Origin of the sequence: Oceanibaculum indicum P24 (genome assembly GCF_000299935.1) — a bacterium.
GTDB classification, from domain to species: Bacteria; Pseudomonadota; Alphaproteobacteria; order Oceanibaculales; family Oceanibaculaceae; genus Oceanibaculum; species Oceanibaculum indicum.
Genome location: NZ_AMRL01000002.1, coordinates 13,346 through 30,905, shown reverse-complemented (window position 1 = coordinate 30,905; position 17,560 = coordinate 13,346). Strand labels below are relative to the sequence as shown.

15 protein-coding genes are annotated in these 17,560 nt (G+C 67.3%); 13 read left to right on the top strand and 2 right to left on the bottom strand.

What is annotated here, in order from left to right; translation table 11 throughout:
- Window positions 1–2 precede the first annotated feature (2 nt).
- Window positions 3–785 (top strand): methyltransferase domain-containing protein, encoded by a 783-nt coding sequence (locus P24_RS02030; RefSeq protein WP_008943025.1) that lies wholly within the window; start codon window positions 3–5, stop codon window positions 783–785.
- 21 nt (window positions 786–806) lie between these two features.
- Complete coding sequence (locus P24_RS02025; protein WP_008943024.1) at window positions 807–3,614, top strand: ATP-dependent DNA helicase; 2,808 nt, start codon at window positions 807–809, stop codon at window positions 3,612–3,614.
- Window positions 3,615–3,760: 146 nt separating this feature from the next.
- Here P24_RS02025 and P24_RS02020 read toward each other — a convergent pair whose 3' ends face one another.
- Complete coding sequence (locus P24_RS02020) at window positions 3,761–4,699, bottom strand: AEC family transporter (RefSeq protein ID WP_008943023.1); 939 nt, start codon at window positions 4,697–4,699, stop codon at window positions 3,761–3,763.
- A 118-nt stretch (window positions 4,700–4,817) separates the two neighbouring features.
- Here P24_RS02020 and P24_RS02015 point away from each other — a divergent pair, with 118 nt between their 5' ends.
- The 7 genes from P24_RS02015 (at window position 4,818) to P24_RS01985 (ending at window position 11,232) form a co-directional block, all read left to right on the top strand.
- On the top strand, window positions 4,818–5,720 hold the full coding sequence (locus tag P24_RS02015) for a methyltransferase domain-containing protein (RefSeq protein WP_237740149.1): 903 nt from the start codon (window positions 4,818–4,820) through the stop codon (window positions 5,718–5,720).
- Window positions 5,721–5,819: 99 nt separating this feature from the next.
- A complete protein-coding gene (locus P24_RS02010; RefSeq protein ID WP_008943021.1) occupies window positions 5,820–7,526 on the top strand; it encodes an acyl-CoA dehydrogenase family protein in 1,707 nt (568 codons plus the stop codon).
- 50 nt (window positions 7,527–7,576) lie between these two features.
- Window positions 7,577–7,768, top strand: a complete 192-nt coding sequence (locus P24_RS02005; RefSeq protein WP_040706312.1) for a twin transmembrane helix small protein — start codon at window positions 7,577–7,579, stop codon at window positions 7,766–7,768.
- A 10-nt stretch (window positions 7,769–7,778) separates the two neighbouring features.
- Window positions 7,779–8,360, top strand: coding sequence for a cob(I)yrinic acid a,c-diamide adenosyltransferase (locus P24_RS02000; protein ID WP_008943019.1), 582 nt, complete (start codon window positions 7,779–7,781; stop codon window positions 8,358–8,360).
- Window positions 8,361–8,501: 141 nt separating this feature from the next.
- Window positions 8,502–9,251, top strand: coding sequence for an electron transfer flavoprotein subunit beta/FixA family protein (locus tag P24_RS01995; protein ID WP_008943018.1), 750 nt, complete (start codon window positions 8,502–8,504; stop codon window positions 9,249–9,251).
- A 25-nt stretch (window positions 9,252–9,276) separates the two neighbouring features.
- Entirely contained in the window at window positions 9,277–10,227 is a 951-nt protein-coding gene (locus P24_RS01990; protein ID WP_008943017.1) for an electron transfer flavoprotein subunit alpha/FixB family protein, read from the top strand.
- Window positions 10,228–10,362: 135 nt separating this feature from the next.
- Window positions 10,363–11,232: a 3-hydroxybutyryl-CoA dehydrogenase gene (locus P24_RS01985; protein WP_040706262.1), complete on the top strand. Its 870-nt coding sequence runs from the start codon at window positions 10,363–10,365 to the stop codon at window positions 11,230–11,232.
- Here the strand turns inward: P24_RS01985 and P24_RS01980 are convergent, their stop codons facing one another.
- Window positions 11,233–11,823 (bottom strand): TlpA disulfide reductase family protein, encoded by a 591-nt coding sequence (locus tag P24_RS01980; protein WP_008943015.1) that lies wholly within the window; start codon window positions 11,821–11,823, stop codon window positions 11,233–11,235.
- Between the two features lie 39 nt (window positions 11,824–11,862).
- Between P24_RS01980 and argH the strand changes: the two genes are divergently transcribed.
- The 4 genes from argH to P24_RS01965 all read left to right on the top strand — a co-directional run bounded on the left by argH (window position 11,863) and on the right by P24_RS01965 (window position 17,470).
- On the top strand, window positions 11,863–13,290 hold the full coding sequence (argH, locus tag P24_RS01975) for an argininosuccinate lyase (RefSeq protein WP_051013061.1): 1,428 nt from the start codon (window positions 11,863–11,865) through the stop codon (window positions 13,288–13,290).
- Window positions 13,287–13,439: an LPS translocon maturation chaperone LptM gene (gene lptM, locus P24_RS20240; protein WP_192813219.1), complete on the top strand. Its 153-nt coding sequence runs from the start codon at window positions 13,287–13,289 to the stop codon at window positions 13,437–13,439. The genes argH and lptM overlap by 4 nt, the downstream gene beginning before the upstream one ends.
- Before the next feature lie 20 nt (window positions 13,440–13,459).
- Window positions 13,460–14,758 (top strand): diaminopimelate decarboxylase, encoded by a 1,299-nt coding sequence (gene lysA / locus P24_RS01970; RefSeq protein WP_008943013.1) that lies wholly within the window; start codon window positions 13,460–13,462, stop codon window positions 14,756–14,758.
- A gap of 90 nt (window positions 14,759–14,848) precedes the next feature.
- Complete coding sequence (locus P24_RS01965) at window positions 14,849–17,470, top strand: TIGR02302 family protein (RefSeq protein WP_008943012.1); 2,622 nt, start codon at window positions 14,849–14,851, stop codon at window positions 17,468–17,470.
- The last annotated feature ends 90 nt before the right edge of the window (window positions 17,471–17,560 follow it).

The window sequence follows — 17,560 nt, the reverse complement described above, 5'->3', positions numbered from 1 at the left end:
CGATGGCGCGTGACGGGGATCGCTGGAATGCCGACCAGTATCTGAAATTCTCCGGCCCGCGCTTCCGGCCCGGCCTCGACCTGCTGGCCCAGGCGCCGGTCGCCGACCCGGCTAGCATCGTCGATCTGGGCTGCGGCACCGGCGACCTGACGCTGGCCATCCAGGCGCGCTTCCTGAAGGCGCGCATCACCGGCATGGATAATTCGCCGGACATGCTGGCGAAGGCGCGCAAGCATGGTGCCGACATCGACTGGGTCGAGGCCGACCTGATGCGCTGGACGCCGAAGACTCCCGCCGATCTGGTCTATTCCAACGCCGTGCTGCAATGGGTTCCCGACCATCCGACCGTGCTGCGCCATGTCGCCGGCATGGTGAGTGCGACCGGCGGCCTTGCCATCCAGATGCCGCGCAATTTCAATGCCCCGTCCCATGTACTGGCGCGCGAGACGGCGGCCGGCCCGCGCTGGAAGGACAGGATCGGCAGCGCGCTGCTGCGCGACCCGGTGGCCGATCCCGATGTCTATTACCGGCTGTTGGGCGATCTCGGCTTTTCCCATATCGACATCTGGGAGACCGAATATCTGCATGTGCTGGAAGGCGACGACCCGGTGCTGGAATGGGTGAAGGGCACGGCGCTGACCCCCGTCTTCGCCCTGATCGACGGGCAGGAGCGCGCCGATTTCGTCGCCGAATACGGGGCCGCGCTGCGCATCGCCTACCCGAAACAGCCGGATGGCAGGACGTTGTTTCCGTTCCGGCGGATTTTCCTGACCGCGCGGCGCTGAGCCGCGTTTATAGTCCGGCGGATGAATGCCGCCCCTACCCTTCTTCTGCCGAAAGCACCGGTGCTGGTCGCCGGACGTACCGAGGCCGCCTGGATCGATTCCGACGGCGAGATCGAGACGCTGAGCCTCGCCGAGGCGGCAAAGCGTGTCGTGCTGGAACCGCCGATCCTTTGCCATGCCCGCGCTACGGCGGAGCGGCTGGGCCAGCAGGGCTTCGCCGCCTATGACCTTCTGGAGCTGTTCGCCTTCGTGCATCCGGCGCGCTTCTGCCTGCCGACACCGCGCGGGTTGATCGCGGCGCTGGAGCTGCCGGCGCCGGGTGATCTTGCCGGGCAGGCCGCCGGACTGATCGCGGCGGCGCAGCGTCTGCTGGCCGACCTTGCCGATCCGGCGCGCGGTCCCGGTGGCATCGACTATGACCGATATGCCCGGCCGGTTGCGCGCGCCATGCATGCCTGTGGCTGGCGCTGGGCGCCCTACGCGCTGACGGCGCTGGGCGAGGCGGTGCCGGAGCAGTCCGGCCCGGTGCGCCCGGTCGGCATGGATATCTGGCGCGACCTGCCGGAATGGTCGGAGGATGCGCCGCCGCCGAACCCCAGCCATTTCCCGGTCGATCCCGCCGAGGCGCGCGCCCGGCTGGCGGAACTTCTGGGCGGGTCTGCCGAAGCCCGGCCCAGCCAGGCCGATTATGCGTCTGCCGCCAGCGCCGCTTTCGCCCCGCGCGAGGAGGAGGATGCGCCGGCCCTGGTGCTCGCCGAGGCCGGTACCGGCGTGGGTAAGACGCTGGGCTATGTTGCGCCGGCCAGCGTCTGGGCGGAGAAGAACAAGGGCACGGTCTGGATATCGACCTACACCCGCAATCTGCAGCACCAGATTGATGGCGAGCTGGACCGGCTTTTTCCCGACCCCGCGCTGAAGGCGCAGAAGGTGGTGGTGCGCAAGGGGCGCGAGAACTACCTCTGCCTGCTGAATCTGGAAGAGGCGGTGCGCGCCCTGCCGATGCGTCCGCAGGATGGCGTGGCGCTGGGCCTGATGGCGCGCTGGGCGGCGGCGACCCGTGCCGGGGATCTGGTCGGCGGCGATTTCCCGGCCTGGCTTGCCCATCTGCTGGGGCGGCCCCGGACCAGCGGCCTGTCCGACCGGCGCGGGGAGTGCATCTACGCCGCCTGCCAGCACTACCACAAATGCTTCGTCGAAAAGTCGATCCGCCGCGCGCGGCGCGCCGAGATCGTTATCGCCAACCACGCGCTGGTGATGATCCAGGCCGCGCTGGGCGGCGGCGATGGCGGCGGGGAGAATGCCGCCAGCCTGCCGACCCGCTATGTGTTCGATGAGGGGCATCATGTGTTCGATGCCGCCGACGGCGCCTTCTCCGGCCATCTGACGGCGCTGGAGATGGTGGAGCTGCGGCGCTGGCTGCTCGGCGCGGAAGGGCGCGGCACCAGCCGGGCGCGCGGGCTGAAGACCCGCGTCGAGGACATGATCGCCGGTGAAGACCGGGCGGAGGAGGCGCTGCGCCGGGTGCTGCATGCCGCGCGTTGCTTGCCCGGCGAGGGCTGGAACAGCCGCATCGGCGAGGGCCAGCCGGACGGGCCGGCGGAGGCGCTGCTGGCGCTGGTGCGCAAGCAGACCTACGCCCGCCAGCCTGACCGCTCCAGCCCCTATGGCATGGAGACCGACGCGCACCCGCCGCTCGACGGGCTGCTCGACGCGGCAGCAACGCTGGAGGGCGCGCTGGGCGCGTTGCTGCAGCCGATTCAGGAATTGAAGAAACGGATATCGGCCAAGCTGGAGACCGAGGCGGATCAGCTCGATACCGCCGCCCGCCAGCGCATGGAGGCGGTGCTGCGCAGCCTGACCCGGCGCGGCGAGGTGCAGATTGGCGGCTGGCGCGGCATGCTGAAGGCGCTGCCCGAGGGCACGCCTGACGAATTCGTGGACTGGTTCGCGGTGGACCGGTTCGACGGGCGCGACATGGATTACGGCATGCACCGGCACTGGGTCGATCCGACGCTGCCCTTCATCCGCTCCGTCGTGGAGCCGGCGCAGGGCGTGCTGGTGACCTCGGCCACGCTGCGCGACGGCTCCGGCGAGGTGGAACGCGACTGGGCCGCTGCCGAGGCGCGCACCGGTAGCCGCCATCTGCCGGCCCCCGCCGTGCGCGTCGCCGTGCCCTCGCCCTTCGATTATCCGAACCAGACCCGGGTCTATGTCGTCACCGATGTGCGCAAGGACGATCTCGGCCAGGTGGCCGCCGCCTATCGGTCGCTGTTCCAGGCCTCGGGCGGCGGCGGGCTTGGCCTGTTCACCGCGATCAGCCGGCTGCGCGCCGTGCATGGCCGCATCGCCGCCCCGCTGGATCAGGCCGGCATCCCGCTCTATGCCCAGCACGTCGATGGGCTGGACACTTCCACCCTGATCGACATTTTCCGGGCGGAGGAGGCGGCCTGCCTGCTGGGCACCGATGCAGTGCGCGACGGCGTCGATGTGCCGGGCCGCTCGCTCAGGCTGCTGGTGTTCGACCGGGTGCCCTGGCCGCGCCCGGATATCCTGCACCGCGCAAGGCGGGAGCATTTCGGCAAGCGCGCCTATGACGACATGATCACGCGGCTGCGCCTGAAGCAGGCCTTCGGGCGGCTGGTGCGGCGCGGCGACGATCACGGCGTGTTCGTGCTGCTCGACCCGATGATGCCCTCCCGGCTTGCCGGCGCCTTCCCGGAAGGGGTGGCGGTGCAGCGCGTCGGCCTCGCCGAGGCGGTAGCCGGTGTCAGGGAATTCTTCGGGACGGCGGACGAGGCGGCCGAACAGGCGGGCCAGGCCCGGGGGTGAGGGGCCATAATACGAACCGTCATTCCCGGGCTTGTCCCGGGAATCCAGGGTTCAGCCTACTCGATAGGCATCCAGTAAGCGGAGGCATGGACCCCCGGCACAAGGCCGGGTGTGGCGTCTGAGGGGGGCGGCACGCTCGAAATCCCCTACTCGATGCCGAAATACACCAGCACGAAGGAGACGGTGACCACCGACAGCACGGTGGACATCAGGATCGTGCCGCTCATGCGCTGGGTGTAGATGCCATAGCGCAGCGACAGCACGAAGGCGAGGCCGCCGGTCGGCAGCGCCGCCATGATGACCGCCGAGGCGGCCCAGAACGGGTCGAGATTCATCACCGGCACGGCCAGCCACCAGGTGATCAGCGGCTGCACGATCAGCTTCAGGAAGGTCATGATGCCGACCTCGCCAAGGCCCGCCGTCATCGGCTTGCCATAGAGGAACAGCCCCATCGAGAACAAGGCCGCCGGCCCGGCGGCGGCGCCCAGTATCTTGGAGAAATTCTCGATCGGCACCGGCACCGCGATCTGCCAGGCGGAGAACAGGATGCCGATGGCGGTGGACATCACCAGCGGGTTCTTCGCGATGGCCACGGCCACGCCGCGCAGGATCAGCAGCGGCCGGCTGCCGGCCTTCATGTCCAGTTCGATCAACACCACCATAACGCCGACCACCAGCGCGCCGTTATAGACGGTGGCGATCAGCGCCGGCAGCAGCATCTGCTCGCCGAAGGCGGCGATGAACAGCGGCACGCCCATATAGCCGGTGTTGGAGAAGGTCGCCGCCATGCCCTGCATGCAGTGCAGCGCCGGACGGCCGGGGAACAGCATCAGCCCGGCGATCATCGCCATGGCGAACACCGCCAGCACGCCGCCCGTATAGGCCGCGAGATAGGGCCAGTTGAAAATCTGCTCCAGCGGCACCTGCGCCATCGACAGGAACAGCAGCGGCGGCAGGGCGAAGTAATAGACGAAATTGTTCAGCGCCTGCGAGGCGCTTTCGCCCAGCAGGCCCAGCCGCCCGGACATGTATCCGGCGAACATGATCCCGAAAACGGGCAGGGCGACGTTGAAGACGGCTTGCATGGCGTCGCGACCTTACAAGCCCGGCGCGCAGGGGTCGAGACTTCGCATGCATGCCTGTTTCACATGCGTCATTGGCAGGGCCGGGGCGGCGCGCCATATTCCCGGCATGTCCGATAGCATGCTCGTCTTTGATCGCCCCTCCGTCCGTGCCCGCCGCGACCGCGCGGCTGCCGGCTTTTCCGGCTTTTCCTTCCTGAAGCGGGAGGTGGCGGCACGGCTTGCCGACCGGCTGGACGGCATCAACCGGCGCTTCCCGCTGGCGCTCGACCTCGGCAGCCATCATGGCGAACTGGCGGCGGAACTGGCCGGCCGCAACGGCATCGAGCGGGTGATCGCCGCCGATCTGTCGCCCGGCATGGCCGCTGCGGCGCGCGCGGCGGGCCATCCGGCGCTGGCGCTGGATGAGGAGGCGCTGCCCTTCGCCGCCGGGTCGCTCGACCTCGTCGCCTCCTGCCTGTCGCTGCACTGGGTGAATGATCTGCCGGGCACCTTCCTGCAGATCCGCCAGGCGCTGAAGCCGGACGGGCTGTTCCTCGCCGCCATGCTGGGCGGCACCACGCTGGTCGAGCTGCGCGAGGTGATGGCGCAGGCGGAGATCGATGTGGAAGGCGGGCTGTCGCCGCGCCTCTCCCCCTTCGCCGATGTGCGCGATGCCGGCGGGCTGCTGCAGCGCGCCGGTTTCGCACTGCCGGTAGTGGACAGCGACTGGCTGGAAGTGACCTACGACAATGCGCTGGCGCTGATGCGCGATCTGCGCGGCATGGGCGAGACCAACGCGCATCTGGAGCGCCGCAAGGGATTCACCAAGCGGGCTACCCTGCTGCGCGCAGCAGAACTGTATCAGGAACGGTTCGCCGGCCCGGATGGGCGCATCCCGGCAACCTTCCAGGTACTCTATCTGACCGGCTGGGTACCGGATGCGGCGACCCAGCAGAAGCCGCTGAAACCGGGCAGTGCTGCCGCCCGCCTGGCTGAGGCGCTGGGCGGGGTGGAAGTCTCCACCGGGGTGAAGCCGAACTGACGCGAGGGGGTGCCTTGCGCCGGGCGCGGGTGGCAAAGCGCCCGATTTGTGCAAATTAGTAACCGACAACGCCAAGAACCGAGATATCGAGGAACCGCCATGTCCAGCGCAGCCCTGAAGACCGACCCCGCCGATATCGTGATTGCCGATCTGCTGCCGGCCTGCCGCGACGCGGTCGAGGCCGCCGACCGGCTGACCGATTCGGCGCTGCGCAATGTCGGCGCGCTGGTGGCGCCGGACGGCAAGATCAGCAGCGCCCTGCTCGACCGCGAACAGCTGGCGGTGCATGGCGTTTCCTGGCTCGCCACCTACACCGAATCGCTGCGCCAGATGCTGGGCTGGGCGGAACGGCTGGAGGCACAGGGCGCGTTGCGCGAGTTCGAGGCGCTGATCCTGCAGGCCGCGTTCGGCGAATATCTGGCGCAGATCGCGGGCGGAATCGCGATCTCGCAGGTGGAGATGGTGCGGCCGCGCGATTTCGGGCTGGAGGCGGCGGATGTCGCTTCCTTCCGCATACCGGCGGTCGAAAGACTGATCGCCGGCGGTTACACCAATGCGGTGCGGCTGCGGCTTGCCGAGCTGATGGCGGACGGGCTGACCAGCGGCGATTTCGGCGCGCCGGGCCTTGATGACGAGATGCTGGAGATGATGCGCGACCAGTTCCGCCGCTTCGGCGCGGAGAAAGTCGCGCCCTTCTGCAATGACTGGCATCTGAAGGACGAACTGATCCCCATCGCCGTGGTCGAGCAGATGGCGGAGCTGGGCGTGTTCGGCCTGACCATCCCGGAGGAGAATGGCGGCCTCGGCCTCGGCAAGATGGCGATGTGCGTGGTGACGGAGGAACTGTCCCGCGCCTATATCGGCGTTGGCTCGCTGGGCACCCGTTCGGAGATCGCCGGCGAGCTGATCCGCCTGGGCGGCACGCCGCAGCAAAAGGAACACTGGCTGCCGAAGCTGGCCAGCGGCGAGATCCTGCCGACCGCCGTGTTCACTGAACCCAATACCGGTTCCGACCTCGCAAACCTGCGCACCCGCGCCGTGCGCGAGGGCGATCACTACGCGATCCATGGCAACAAGACCTGGATCACCCATGCCGCACGCACTGACATGATGACCATCCTGGCGCGCACCGGCTCGCCGGACAGCGGCTATAAGGGCCTGTCCATGTTCCTGGCGGAAAAGCCGCGCGGCACGGATGAGAATCCGTTCCCGGCCGAGGGCATGACCGGCGGCGAAATCCATGTGCTTGGCTATCGCGGCATGAAGGAATACGAGCTGGGCTTCGATGGCTTCCAGGTAAAGGCGGAGAATCTGCTGGGTGGCATCGAGGGCCAGGGCTTCAAGCAGCTGATGGCGACCTTCGAGAGTGCCCGCATCCAGACCGCCGCGCGCGCCGTTGGCGTGGCGCAGAACGCGCTGGAGCTGGGCCTCGCCTATGCCCGCGAGCGCATCCAGTTCGGGCGGCCGATCTACGACTTCCCGCGCGTGTTCGGCAAGCTGGCCTGGATGGCGGTGGAGACCATGATCGCCCGGCAGCTGACCTATTTCGCGGCGCGCGAGAAGGACAGCGACCGGCGCTGCGACATCGAGGCCGGCATGGCCAAGCTGCTGGCCGCCCGTGTCGCCTGGTCGAACGCCGACAATGCGCTGCAGGTGCATGGCGGCAATGGCTATGCCCATGAATATCCGGTCAGCCGGGTGCTGTGCGATGCCCGCATCCTGAACATCTTCGAGGGTGCGGCCGAGATTCAGGCCCATGTCGTGGGGCGCGGCCTGTTGTCGCGGCGCATGGAAGGACGCAACTGAGCGCACTCCCGGCGTTGTGACTTCCCATCGGGGCGGCTTATATGGATGGCATGAGCGATATTTTCTTCATCCTGACCGTCATCGCCATGCTGATCACGCTGGCGGTGCTGGGAACCGGCCTGTTCGCGATGGCGCGCGGCGGCGACTTCAACCGGCGCAATTCCAACAAGCTGATGCGCCTGCGCATCATCGCGCAGGCCGTGGCGCTGGCGCTGTTCGCCATCGCCATGCTGATGCGCTGAGGCATCCCGCATGGTGAAGCTGACCCGCATCTACACGCGTGGCGGCGACAAGGGCAAAACCTCGCTGGGCAATGGCAAGCGGGTGGACAAGCACGCGCTGCGTGTCGCCGCCTATGGCGCGGTGGACGAGGCGAATGCCGCCATCGGCATCGCCCGGCTACAGACGGCCAGCCTGCCCGACGCCGATGCCATGCTGGGGCGCATCCAGAACGATCTGTTCGACCTTGGCGCCGATCTCTGCACGCCCGACGATGGGAAGGATCTGGGCTACGAGCCGCTGCGCATTCTCGACAGCCAGGTACAGCGGCTGGAGCGGGAGATCGACGCGATGAACGTCGAGCTGGCGCCGCTCTCCTCCTTCGTGCTGCCGGGCGGCACGCCGGCCTCCGCGCATCTGCATCTGGCGCGCACGCTGGCCCGCCGCGCCGAGCGCGCCATCACCCGCCTGTCACGGCGTGAGCCGGTCAGTCCTGCTGCGCTGCAATATGTGAACCGGCTGTCCGACCATCTGTTCGTCCTGGGGCGGTTCCTGAATGACAAGGGAGCCGGGGACGTGCTGTGGATTCCGGGCGCGACGCGCGAGGCGCAATAGGCCGGCGGAAAGGATGTTTCCGCATGGCAGGGTTTATTGTGCATTGCCGAAGGAATCGGCTAGGGTCGCTTGACACAAAAAGCCGCCTCCCCTAACACAGGCGGCTCTATCGGAGGAATTTCCTGAAGGAACCGAGTCATCATGAAGGTTCTCGTCGCCGTTAAGCGTGTCGTCGATTACAACGTCAAGGTCCGTGTGAAGGCGGACGGTTCGGGCGTTGAGACGGCCAATGTGAAGATGTCCATGAACCCCTTCGACGAAATCGCCGTCGAGGAGGCCGTCCGTCTGAAGGAGGCCGGCAAGGCCGAAGAGATTGTCGCTGTGTCGCTGGGTGTCCAGCAGGCGCAGGAGACGATCCGTACCGCGCTCGCCATGGGGGCCGACCGCGGCATCCATGTGCAGACCGATGACGAGCTGCAGCCGCTGGCGGTCGCCAAGATGCTGAAGGCCGTCGTCGAGAAGGAGCAGCCGCAGCTGGTCATCCTCGGCAAGCAGGCGATTGACGATGATTGCAACCAGACCGGCCAGATGCTGGCCGCGCTGCTGGGCTGGCCGCAGGGCACCTTCGCCTCCAAGGTCGCGCCGGAAGGCGACAAGGTGCAGGTCACGCGCGAAATCGATGGCGGCCTTGAGACCGTCTCGCTGAAGCTGCCGGCCATCGTCACCACCGACCTGCGCCTGAACGAGCCGCGCTATGCGTCGCTGCCGAACATCATGAAGGCGAAGAAGAAGCCGATCGACCAGATGACCCCGGCCGATCTCGGCGTCGATACCGCGCCCCGCCTGACCACGCTGAAGGTCAGCGAGCCGCCGAAGCGTTCGGCAGGTGTGAAGGTGGGCAGCGTCGCCGAGCTGGTGGACAAGCTGCGCAACGAAGCCAAGGTCATCTAAGGCCGCAGGACGCGAGGAAAAGAACATGAGCATTCTTGTCGTTGCAGAACATGACAACGCGTCGCTGAAGCCGGCGACTCTGAACACCATTGCGGCCGCCCAGCAGATTGCCCAGTACAACGGGGGCGGGGATATCCATGTGCTGGTGGCTGGCTCCGGCTGCGATGCCGCCGCGCAGGCCGCCGCCAAGATCGCCGGCATTGCCAAGGTGCTGGTCGCCGACGGGGCTGAATTCGCCAATGCGCTGGCTGAAAATCTGGCCCCGCTGGTGGTGAAGCTGGCCAGCGGCTACAGCCATGTGCTGGCGCCGGCCACGACCTCGGGCAAGAACGTCATGCCGCGCGTCGCAGCGCTGCTGGACGTACAGCAGATATCCGAGATCGTCGCGGTCGAGGGCGCCGACACCTTCGTGCGCCCGATCTATGCCGGCAATGCGCTGGCCACCGTGAAGTCCAGCGATGCGCTGAAGATCATCACCGTGCGCGCGACCGGCTTCGACGCGGCTGCTGCCGAGGGCGGTTCGGCCAGCGTGGAGAAGGTGGACTCGACCGGCGATGCCGGCACCTCCAGCTTCGTCGGCCAGGAACTCTCCAAGTCGGAGCGGCCGGAGCTGACCAGCGCCCGCGTCATCGTCTCGGGCGGTCGCGGCATGCAGTCGGGCGACAATTTCCACATGCTCGACAAGATCGCCGACAAGCTGGGTGCCGCCGTTGGCGCCAGCCGCGCGGCGGTCGATGCCGGCTTCGTTCCGAACGACTACCAGGTCGGCCAGACCGGCAAGATCGTGGCGCCGGAACTCTACATCGCCGTCGGCATCTCGGGTGCCATCCAGCATCTGGCGGGCATGAAGGATTCCAAGGTGATCGTCGCCATCAACAAGGACGAGGAGGCGCCGATCTTCCAGGTAGCCGATTACGGCCTGGTGGGCGACCTGTTCAAGATCGTGCCGGAACTGGAAGCCGAACTCGGCAAATAACAAGAAAAGGCGCACCCTCCGGGGGAAACCCTCGGGAGCGGTGCGCCGAACGCCCCGTCGAACGGGGCCGGTGAGGGATGGCCGGGCCGCGATTTTACGCGGATGCCGGGCAACACAGGCGCAAGGGTGGGCAATATGAAGATCATCGGCATCATCGGCGCCGGGCAGATGGGCAGCGGTATCGCCCAGATCTGTGCCACGGCCGGCTATGACGTGAAGCTGTCCGACATCGAACAGTCACGCCTCGACGCGGCGGTCGAGAAGATCGACCAGAACCTGAAGCGCATGGTGGCGCGCGACAAGATCGAGGCCGCCACCGCCGAGGCCGCGATGAAGCGGATTTCGACCGGCACCGACTACGCCATCTTCGGCGATTGCGACATGGTCATCGAGGCGGCGACCGAGAATGAGGAGATCAAGCGGTCGATCTTCCGCACGCTGGTCCCGGCGCTGAAGGCCGATGCGATCATCGCCTCCAACACCTCTTCCATCTCGATCACACGGCTGGCCGCCACCACCGACCGGCCGGAGAAGTTCATCGGGATGCATTTCATGAACCCGGTGCCGGTCATGCAGCTGGTCGAGCTGATCCGCGGCATCGCGACCGGGGAGCAGACCTTCGAGGCGGTGCGCAAGCTGGCGCTCGATCTTGGCAAGACGGTCGCCGTGTCGGAGGATTTCCCAGCCTTCATCGTGAACCGCATCCTGCTGCCGATGATCAACGAGGCGGTCTATACGCTCTATGAGGGCGTGGGCTCGGTCGAGGCCATCGACACCGCGCTGAAGCTGGGCGCCAACCATCCGATGGGCCCGCTGGAGCTGGCCGACTTCATCGGGCTGGATACCTGCCTCGCGGTCATGCATGTGCTGTATGACGGGCTGGCCGACAGCAAATACCGCCCCTGCCCGCTGCTGGTGAAATATGTCGAGGCCGGCTGGCTCGGCCGCAAGACCAACCGCGGCTTCTACGACTATAGCGGCGAGAAGCCCGTCCCCACGCGCTGATCAATCCGCCGCCGCACGTTGCAGGCTGGCGGGGACAGGCTTGTCCATGTAGTAGCGGATGAGGGCGATGGCGTCCGGCGAATCCCAGGCCGCCGCGCCCACCAGCTGCCCGACCATGTTCCCGTCGCGGTCGATCAGGATGCTAGTCGGCAGGCCCTTGGCGCCCAGCGCGCGGGTCAGCGCCGTCTTCGGGTCGAGATAGATGGCGAGCTTCTTCAGCCCGTGCTTCTCGTAGAAGGGGCGCACCTGCTTCGCCCCGCCGCGGTCGGTAGACACCGCCAGCACCTGGAAGCCTCGGCCGCCGAGCTTTGCCTGCAGCGCATCCAGCGCCGGCATCTCCTCGACACAGGGCGCGCACCAGGTCGCCCAGAGATTCACCAGCAGTACCGTGCCGCGCAGGTCGGCCAGCGCCAGGCTTTTTCCGGATTCGTCCGTGAAGCCCGTTTCCGGCGCTGGTCGCGGCGGCTGGATGGGGGTAAAGTCCGCCATTTCCGGCCCCAGCGGCGGCTGCGCCTGCGCAGGACCGGCGAGAAGGCCGAGGCAGAACAAGGCGGCTGCGAAGGCCGTGTGCTTTGTCGTTACGCTGAACATTCCATCAATCCCGGTAGCCTGTCCGAGTTGCGAGCCAAGATGACCGCTGAAACCAAGAACGCCGATACCAACAACACTGGCGCCGATGCCGGCAATAGCATGTGGGGTGGACGCTACACCACCGGCCCTGCCGAAATCATGGAGAAGATCAACGCCTCCATCGATTTCGACAAGCGCATGTACGCCCAGGACATCGAAGGCTCCAAGGCGCATTGCCGCATGCTGGTCGCCACCGGCGTCATTACCGCAGAGGATGGCGGCAAGATTTTGACCGGCCTCGACCAGATATTGGCCGAGATCGAAGCCGGTCAATTCACCTTCAGGCGCTCGCTGGAAGACATCCACATGAATGTGGAGGCACGGCTGACCGAGATCATCGGCCCGGCGGCGGGCCGCCTGCACACCGCGCGCTCGCGCAACGACCAGGTGGCCCTGGATGTGCGCCTGTGGGTGCGCGATGCCGCCGACCGCGCCGATATACAGATCGCCGACCTGCAGTCGGCCCTGGTGTCGCGGGCCGAGGAATATGCCGATGCGGTGATGCCGGGCTTCACCCACCTGCAGACCGCGCAGCCGGTCACCTTCGGCCATCATCTGATGGCCTATGTCGAAATGTTCGGGCGCGACCGGGGCCGCTTCCAGGATGCGCGGCGGCGGATGAACGAATCGCCGCTGGGCGGTGCTGCGCTCGCCGGCACCTCCTTCCCGATCGATCGGCACATGACGGCGAAGGATCTGGGCTTCGACCGGCCGATGGGCAATTCGATGGATGCCGTGGCCGACCGCGATTTCGCGCTGGAATATCTGGCTGCCGCGTCGATCCTGGCGACCCATCTGTCGCGCCTGGCCGAGGAGATCGTGATCTGGTGCAGCGCGCAGTTCCGCTTCATCCGCTTGACGGACGCCTTCTCCACCGGCTCCTCGATCATGCCACAGAAGCGCAATCCCGACGCGGCGGAGCTGGTGCGCGGCAAGGCCGGCCGGGTGATTGGCGCGCTGAACACGCTGCTGATCGTCATGAAGGGCCTGCCGATGACCTATGGCAAGGATATGCAGGAGGACAAGGAGCCGGTGTTCATGGTCCGCGACACGCTGGACCTGTGCATCTCCGCCATGACCGGCATGGTTCGCGACCTGACCGCCAACCGGCAGGCAATGCGCGACGCCACCTTGCCCGGCTTCGCCACCGCCACCGACCTTGCCGACTGGCTGGTGCAGAATCTGAACATTCCGTTCCGCGAGGCGCACCACATCACCGGCCATATGGTGAAGCTGGCCGAGGACAATGGCGTCGATCTGTCGGAGCTGAGCCTGGAACAGATGCATGAGGTCGAGCCGCGCATCACCCAGGAGGTGTTCGAGGTGCTGGGCATCGACAATTCGGTGAGGAGCCGGGTCAGCTATGGCGGCACCGCGCCGGCGCGCGTGCTGGAGCAGGCGAAGCTGTGGAAGGAGCGGCTGGGATGAAGGCACGCTCGTTCTGCATTACTCTGCTCGTTGCGCTGCTGCTGGCTGGCGGCCTGTCGGCCTGCGGCAAGAAGGGCGGGCTGGAACCGCCGCCTTCCGGCGAGGGCCAGAAGGAAAACAAGTACCCGCGCACCTATCCGGCGCGCTGACCGGTTCGGGAATCAGGATCATGGACGCATTCACCCATCGCGATGGCCGGCTGTATGCCGAGGATGTGCCGCTGGCGCGTATCGCGGAGCAGGTCGGCACGCCGGTCTTCGTCTATTCGGCCACATCCATCGAGGCGCAGTACGATGCGCTCGCCTCCGCGCTGGCCGACATGAAGGTCGGCATCTGCTACGCGCTGAAGGCCAATTCCAACCAGGCCGTGATCGCCACGCTGGCGGCGCGCGGTGCCGGCGCCGATGTGGTGTCGGAGGGCGAGCTGCGCCGGGCACTGGCCGCCGGCGTGCACCCCTCGAAGATCGTCTTCGCCGGGGTCGGCAAGACGGCGGAGGAGATGGCATTCGCGCTGAAGGCCGGCATCCACCAGTTCAACCTGGAATCCGGGCCGGAGCTGGAGCTGCTGAACGAGGTCGCCGGCCGGCTGGGGCTGGTGGCGCCGGTCGCCATCCGTGTGAATCCGGATGTGGATGCCAAGACCCACGCCAAGATCACCACCGGCAAGAAGGAAAACAAGTTCGGCATCGAGATCGAGCAGGCAAAGTCCGTCTATGCCCGTGCCGCCGCCCTGCCGCATATCGATCCGGTCGGCGTGGCGATGCATATCGGCTCGCAGCTGACGGATCTGGCACCCTACCGCGCCGCCTACCGCCGCATGGCCGATCTGGTGAAGGCCCTGCGCGCCGAGGGGCATGACATCCGCCGCGTCGATCTGGGCGGCGGCATCGGCATCGATTATCGCGGCGATCATACTGTCGATCTGGCAGGCTATGCCGCCATCGTGCGCGAGGAGATAGCGCCGCTGGGGGCGGAGATGATCTGCGAGCCGGGACGCCTGCTGGTTGGCAATGCCGGCGTGCTGCTGACCAGCGTGATTTATGTGAAGCAGGGCACGGCGAAGCGCTTTGTCATCGTCGATGCTGCGATGAACGATCTGATCCGGCCGACCCTGTACGAGGCACATCATGATATCGTCATGGAGCGCGCGGGCGCCCCAGAATCGCCGCATCCTGCCGATATCGTCGGTCCGATATGCGAGAGCGGCGATTATCTGGCCAAGGATCGGGTGCTGCCGGAGCTGGCGCCGGGCGATTTGCTGGCGGTGAAGTCCGCCGGTGCCTATGGCGCGGTGATGGGATCAAGCTACAATACCCGCCTGCTGGCGCCCGAAGTGCTGGTGCGCGGCGGGGACTTCGCAGTGGTGCGGCCCCGGCCCAGCTACGAGACGCTGATTGGTCAGGACCGCCTGCCCGACTGGCTCTCGCCGACGCAGCCGGTCCGGCGGGCAGCAGCCGGAGAAGATTAGCCCGGTTTCGGGAACCCAGTTTCGGGTAACGGTCTTTCCGATCCGGTATGGCGCCCCCATCTCGCTGATATGGGGTTGGAAGGAGCGGACATGGATCGGAGCCCTCTGGAACAGGATAGACAGCCGGCCTTTGCCGGAAATGTGGCTGGCGGCCTGAAGCCGCGCCTGGCCTGGCTCGCCCTGTTCTGGGAGGCGGCATGGCCCGCCCTCTGGCCCAGCGTCGGTGTCGCCGGCCTGTTCCTGTCGCTGGCCCTGCTCGATGTCCTGCCGTCGCTCGGCTTCGCGCTGCACCTGTCGGCCCTTGTCCTGTTCCTCGGTGTCTTCCTGTTCCTGACGGTGCGCAATCTGCGCCGGCTGCGCCTGCCCGAGGGCCGCGCCGCGCTGCGCCGGCTGGAAACCGCCAGCGGCCTTGGCCACCGTCCGCTGTCCGGCCTGCAGGATACGCTGGGCTCCAACCCAAAGGACCCGATGGCGCAGGCGCTGTGGCAGGCGCATCAGGCCCGGCTCGCCCGGTTGGTGCGCAGCCTGCGCGTTGGCCTGCCTTCGCCCGGCCTTGCCCGGCTGGATGTCTGGGGCTTGCGCGCGGCGCTGGGCCTGCTGCTGGTGATTGCCGTTGCCACCGGCTGGCGCGATGCCGATGACCGGCTGCTACGCGCGGTGACGCCCAGCTTCGCCGGCGCGGTTCCCGCCGGTCCGCCGACCGTCGATGCCTGGATCAACCCGCCGGCCTATACCGGCCTGCCGCCGCTCTATCTGCGCAAGAAGACCGATACGGTATCCGCCGATCCGGCCGTTGCGCAGAGCGATCAGCCGACACTCTCCATCCCGACCGGCAGCAAGCTGCTGGCGCAGGTGCATGGCGGCACGGGCCAGCCGGTGCTGCGCATCGACCAGAGCCAGACGCCGTTTGAGAGCCTCGATTCCAGCAATCACCGGCTGGAGGCGGAGCTGACTGCCGGCAGCACGCTGCGCATCGAGCAGGAAGGCACGCTCCTGCAGGAATGGCGTATCGCTGTGGTGCCCGACCAGGCGCCCATCGCCGCCTTTCACAGCGATCCCGCCGCCGGCGAGCGCGCGGCGCTGAAGCTGGATTATGAGGCCAGCGACGATTACGGGCTGGAAAAGGTGACCGCGATCATCCGCCGGACCGCCTCCATCGAGCCGGGGGCGGCCATCATCGGCACGGCGACCCTGGAACTGGCGCTGGTATTGCCGGCGCTGTCACCGAAGCAGGCGCGCGCCGTTTCCTATCATGACCTCACCCCGCATCCCTGGGCCGGCACGCCGGTTCAGATTGAGCTGAAGGCGGAGGACGCCATCGGTCAGGAGGGGCTGAGCGCGCCCTTCCTCATGGTCCTGCCAGAGCGTGAATTCACCCATCCGGTCGCCCGCGCCATTATCGAGCAGCGCAAGCGGCTGACGCTGGACCCGGCGGCGCGTGAGGATATCGCCGAAAAGCTGACAGATGTCGCCGCGGCGCCGCAGGCCTATAACGAGGACAAGGTGGTGTTTCTCGCGCTGAAATCGGCCATCGCGCGGCTGTACGCCGGCGCTGAGGACATCGAAGCCGTGCAGGATCTGCTCTGGGATACCGCGCTCAGGCTGGAGGATGGCGGCGTGTCGCTGGCCGAACGCGACCTGCGCGACATTCAGCGCCGGCTGCAGGAGGCGCTGGCCCGCAACGCGCCGGAGGAAGAGCTTGAACGGCTGATGGACGAGCTGGAGCGCGCCATGGACCGCTTCATGGAAGCGATGATGGAGCAGATGCAGCAGATGGCCGAGCAGGGCATCCAGCCGCCGACCTTCGACCCGTCGCAGATGCAGCAGATCGACCGACAGGATCTGCAGCGCATGATGGACCAGATGCGCGAGATGATGCGCTCCGGCGCGCGCGACAAGGCGCAGCAGATGCTCTCCCAGCTGCAGCAGATGATGGAGAATATGCGCGCCGGCATGATGCCGCAGCAGCAGAACCAGCAGATGCAGCAGCAGATGCAGGCGCTGCAGGAATTGCAGGATCTGACCCGCCGGCAGCAGCAGCTGCTGGACGAGACCTTCCGCATGCAGCAGCAGATGCAGGGCAATGCCGACCGCCCCTCGCAGCGCGGCCAGCAGCCCGGCATGCAGGGCCAGCAGGGGCCGCAGCAGGGCGACCAGAATCAGCAGATGGGGCAGGAGGGCCGCAGCGGCCAGGCCGATGGCCGTTCGCGCATGACGCCGGAACGCGGGGCCGCACTGCAGGAAGCGCTGCGCCGTGCGCTGGGCGACCTGATGCGGCGCATGGGCGAGGCTGGCGAGATTCCCCGCCAGCTGGGCCAGGCGGAACGCGCCATGCGCGATTCCAGCGATGCGCTGCGCGGCAACCAGCCGGGCGATGCGATCCCCGCCGAGACGGAGGCGCTGGACCAGCTGCGCTCCGGCGCGCAGCAGATGGCCGAACAGATGGCCCAGCAGATGATGGCCGGCCAGCAGCCGGGCCAGCAGGGGCAGGACCGGCCGGGCCAGCAGGGCCGCCGCCAGGGCGAGCGCGATCCGTTCGGCCGGCCCTACAATAATGACGGCCAGTTCGCGACCGGCGATGTCGAGGTGCCCGAGCAGTCCGACCTGAAGCGTGCCCGCGAGATTTTCGACGAACTGCGCCGCCGCTCCGGCGATACCAGCCGCCCGGAATACGAGCTGGACTATATCGACCGGCTGCTCCGTCGCTTTTGATGGGCCGTTTCTGGGGCGCTTCTGACAGGGGTGCGGCACAATAACCCCATGGCGAAGTGCCGGCGGATGGTCTAGATCATGCGTTTCTCC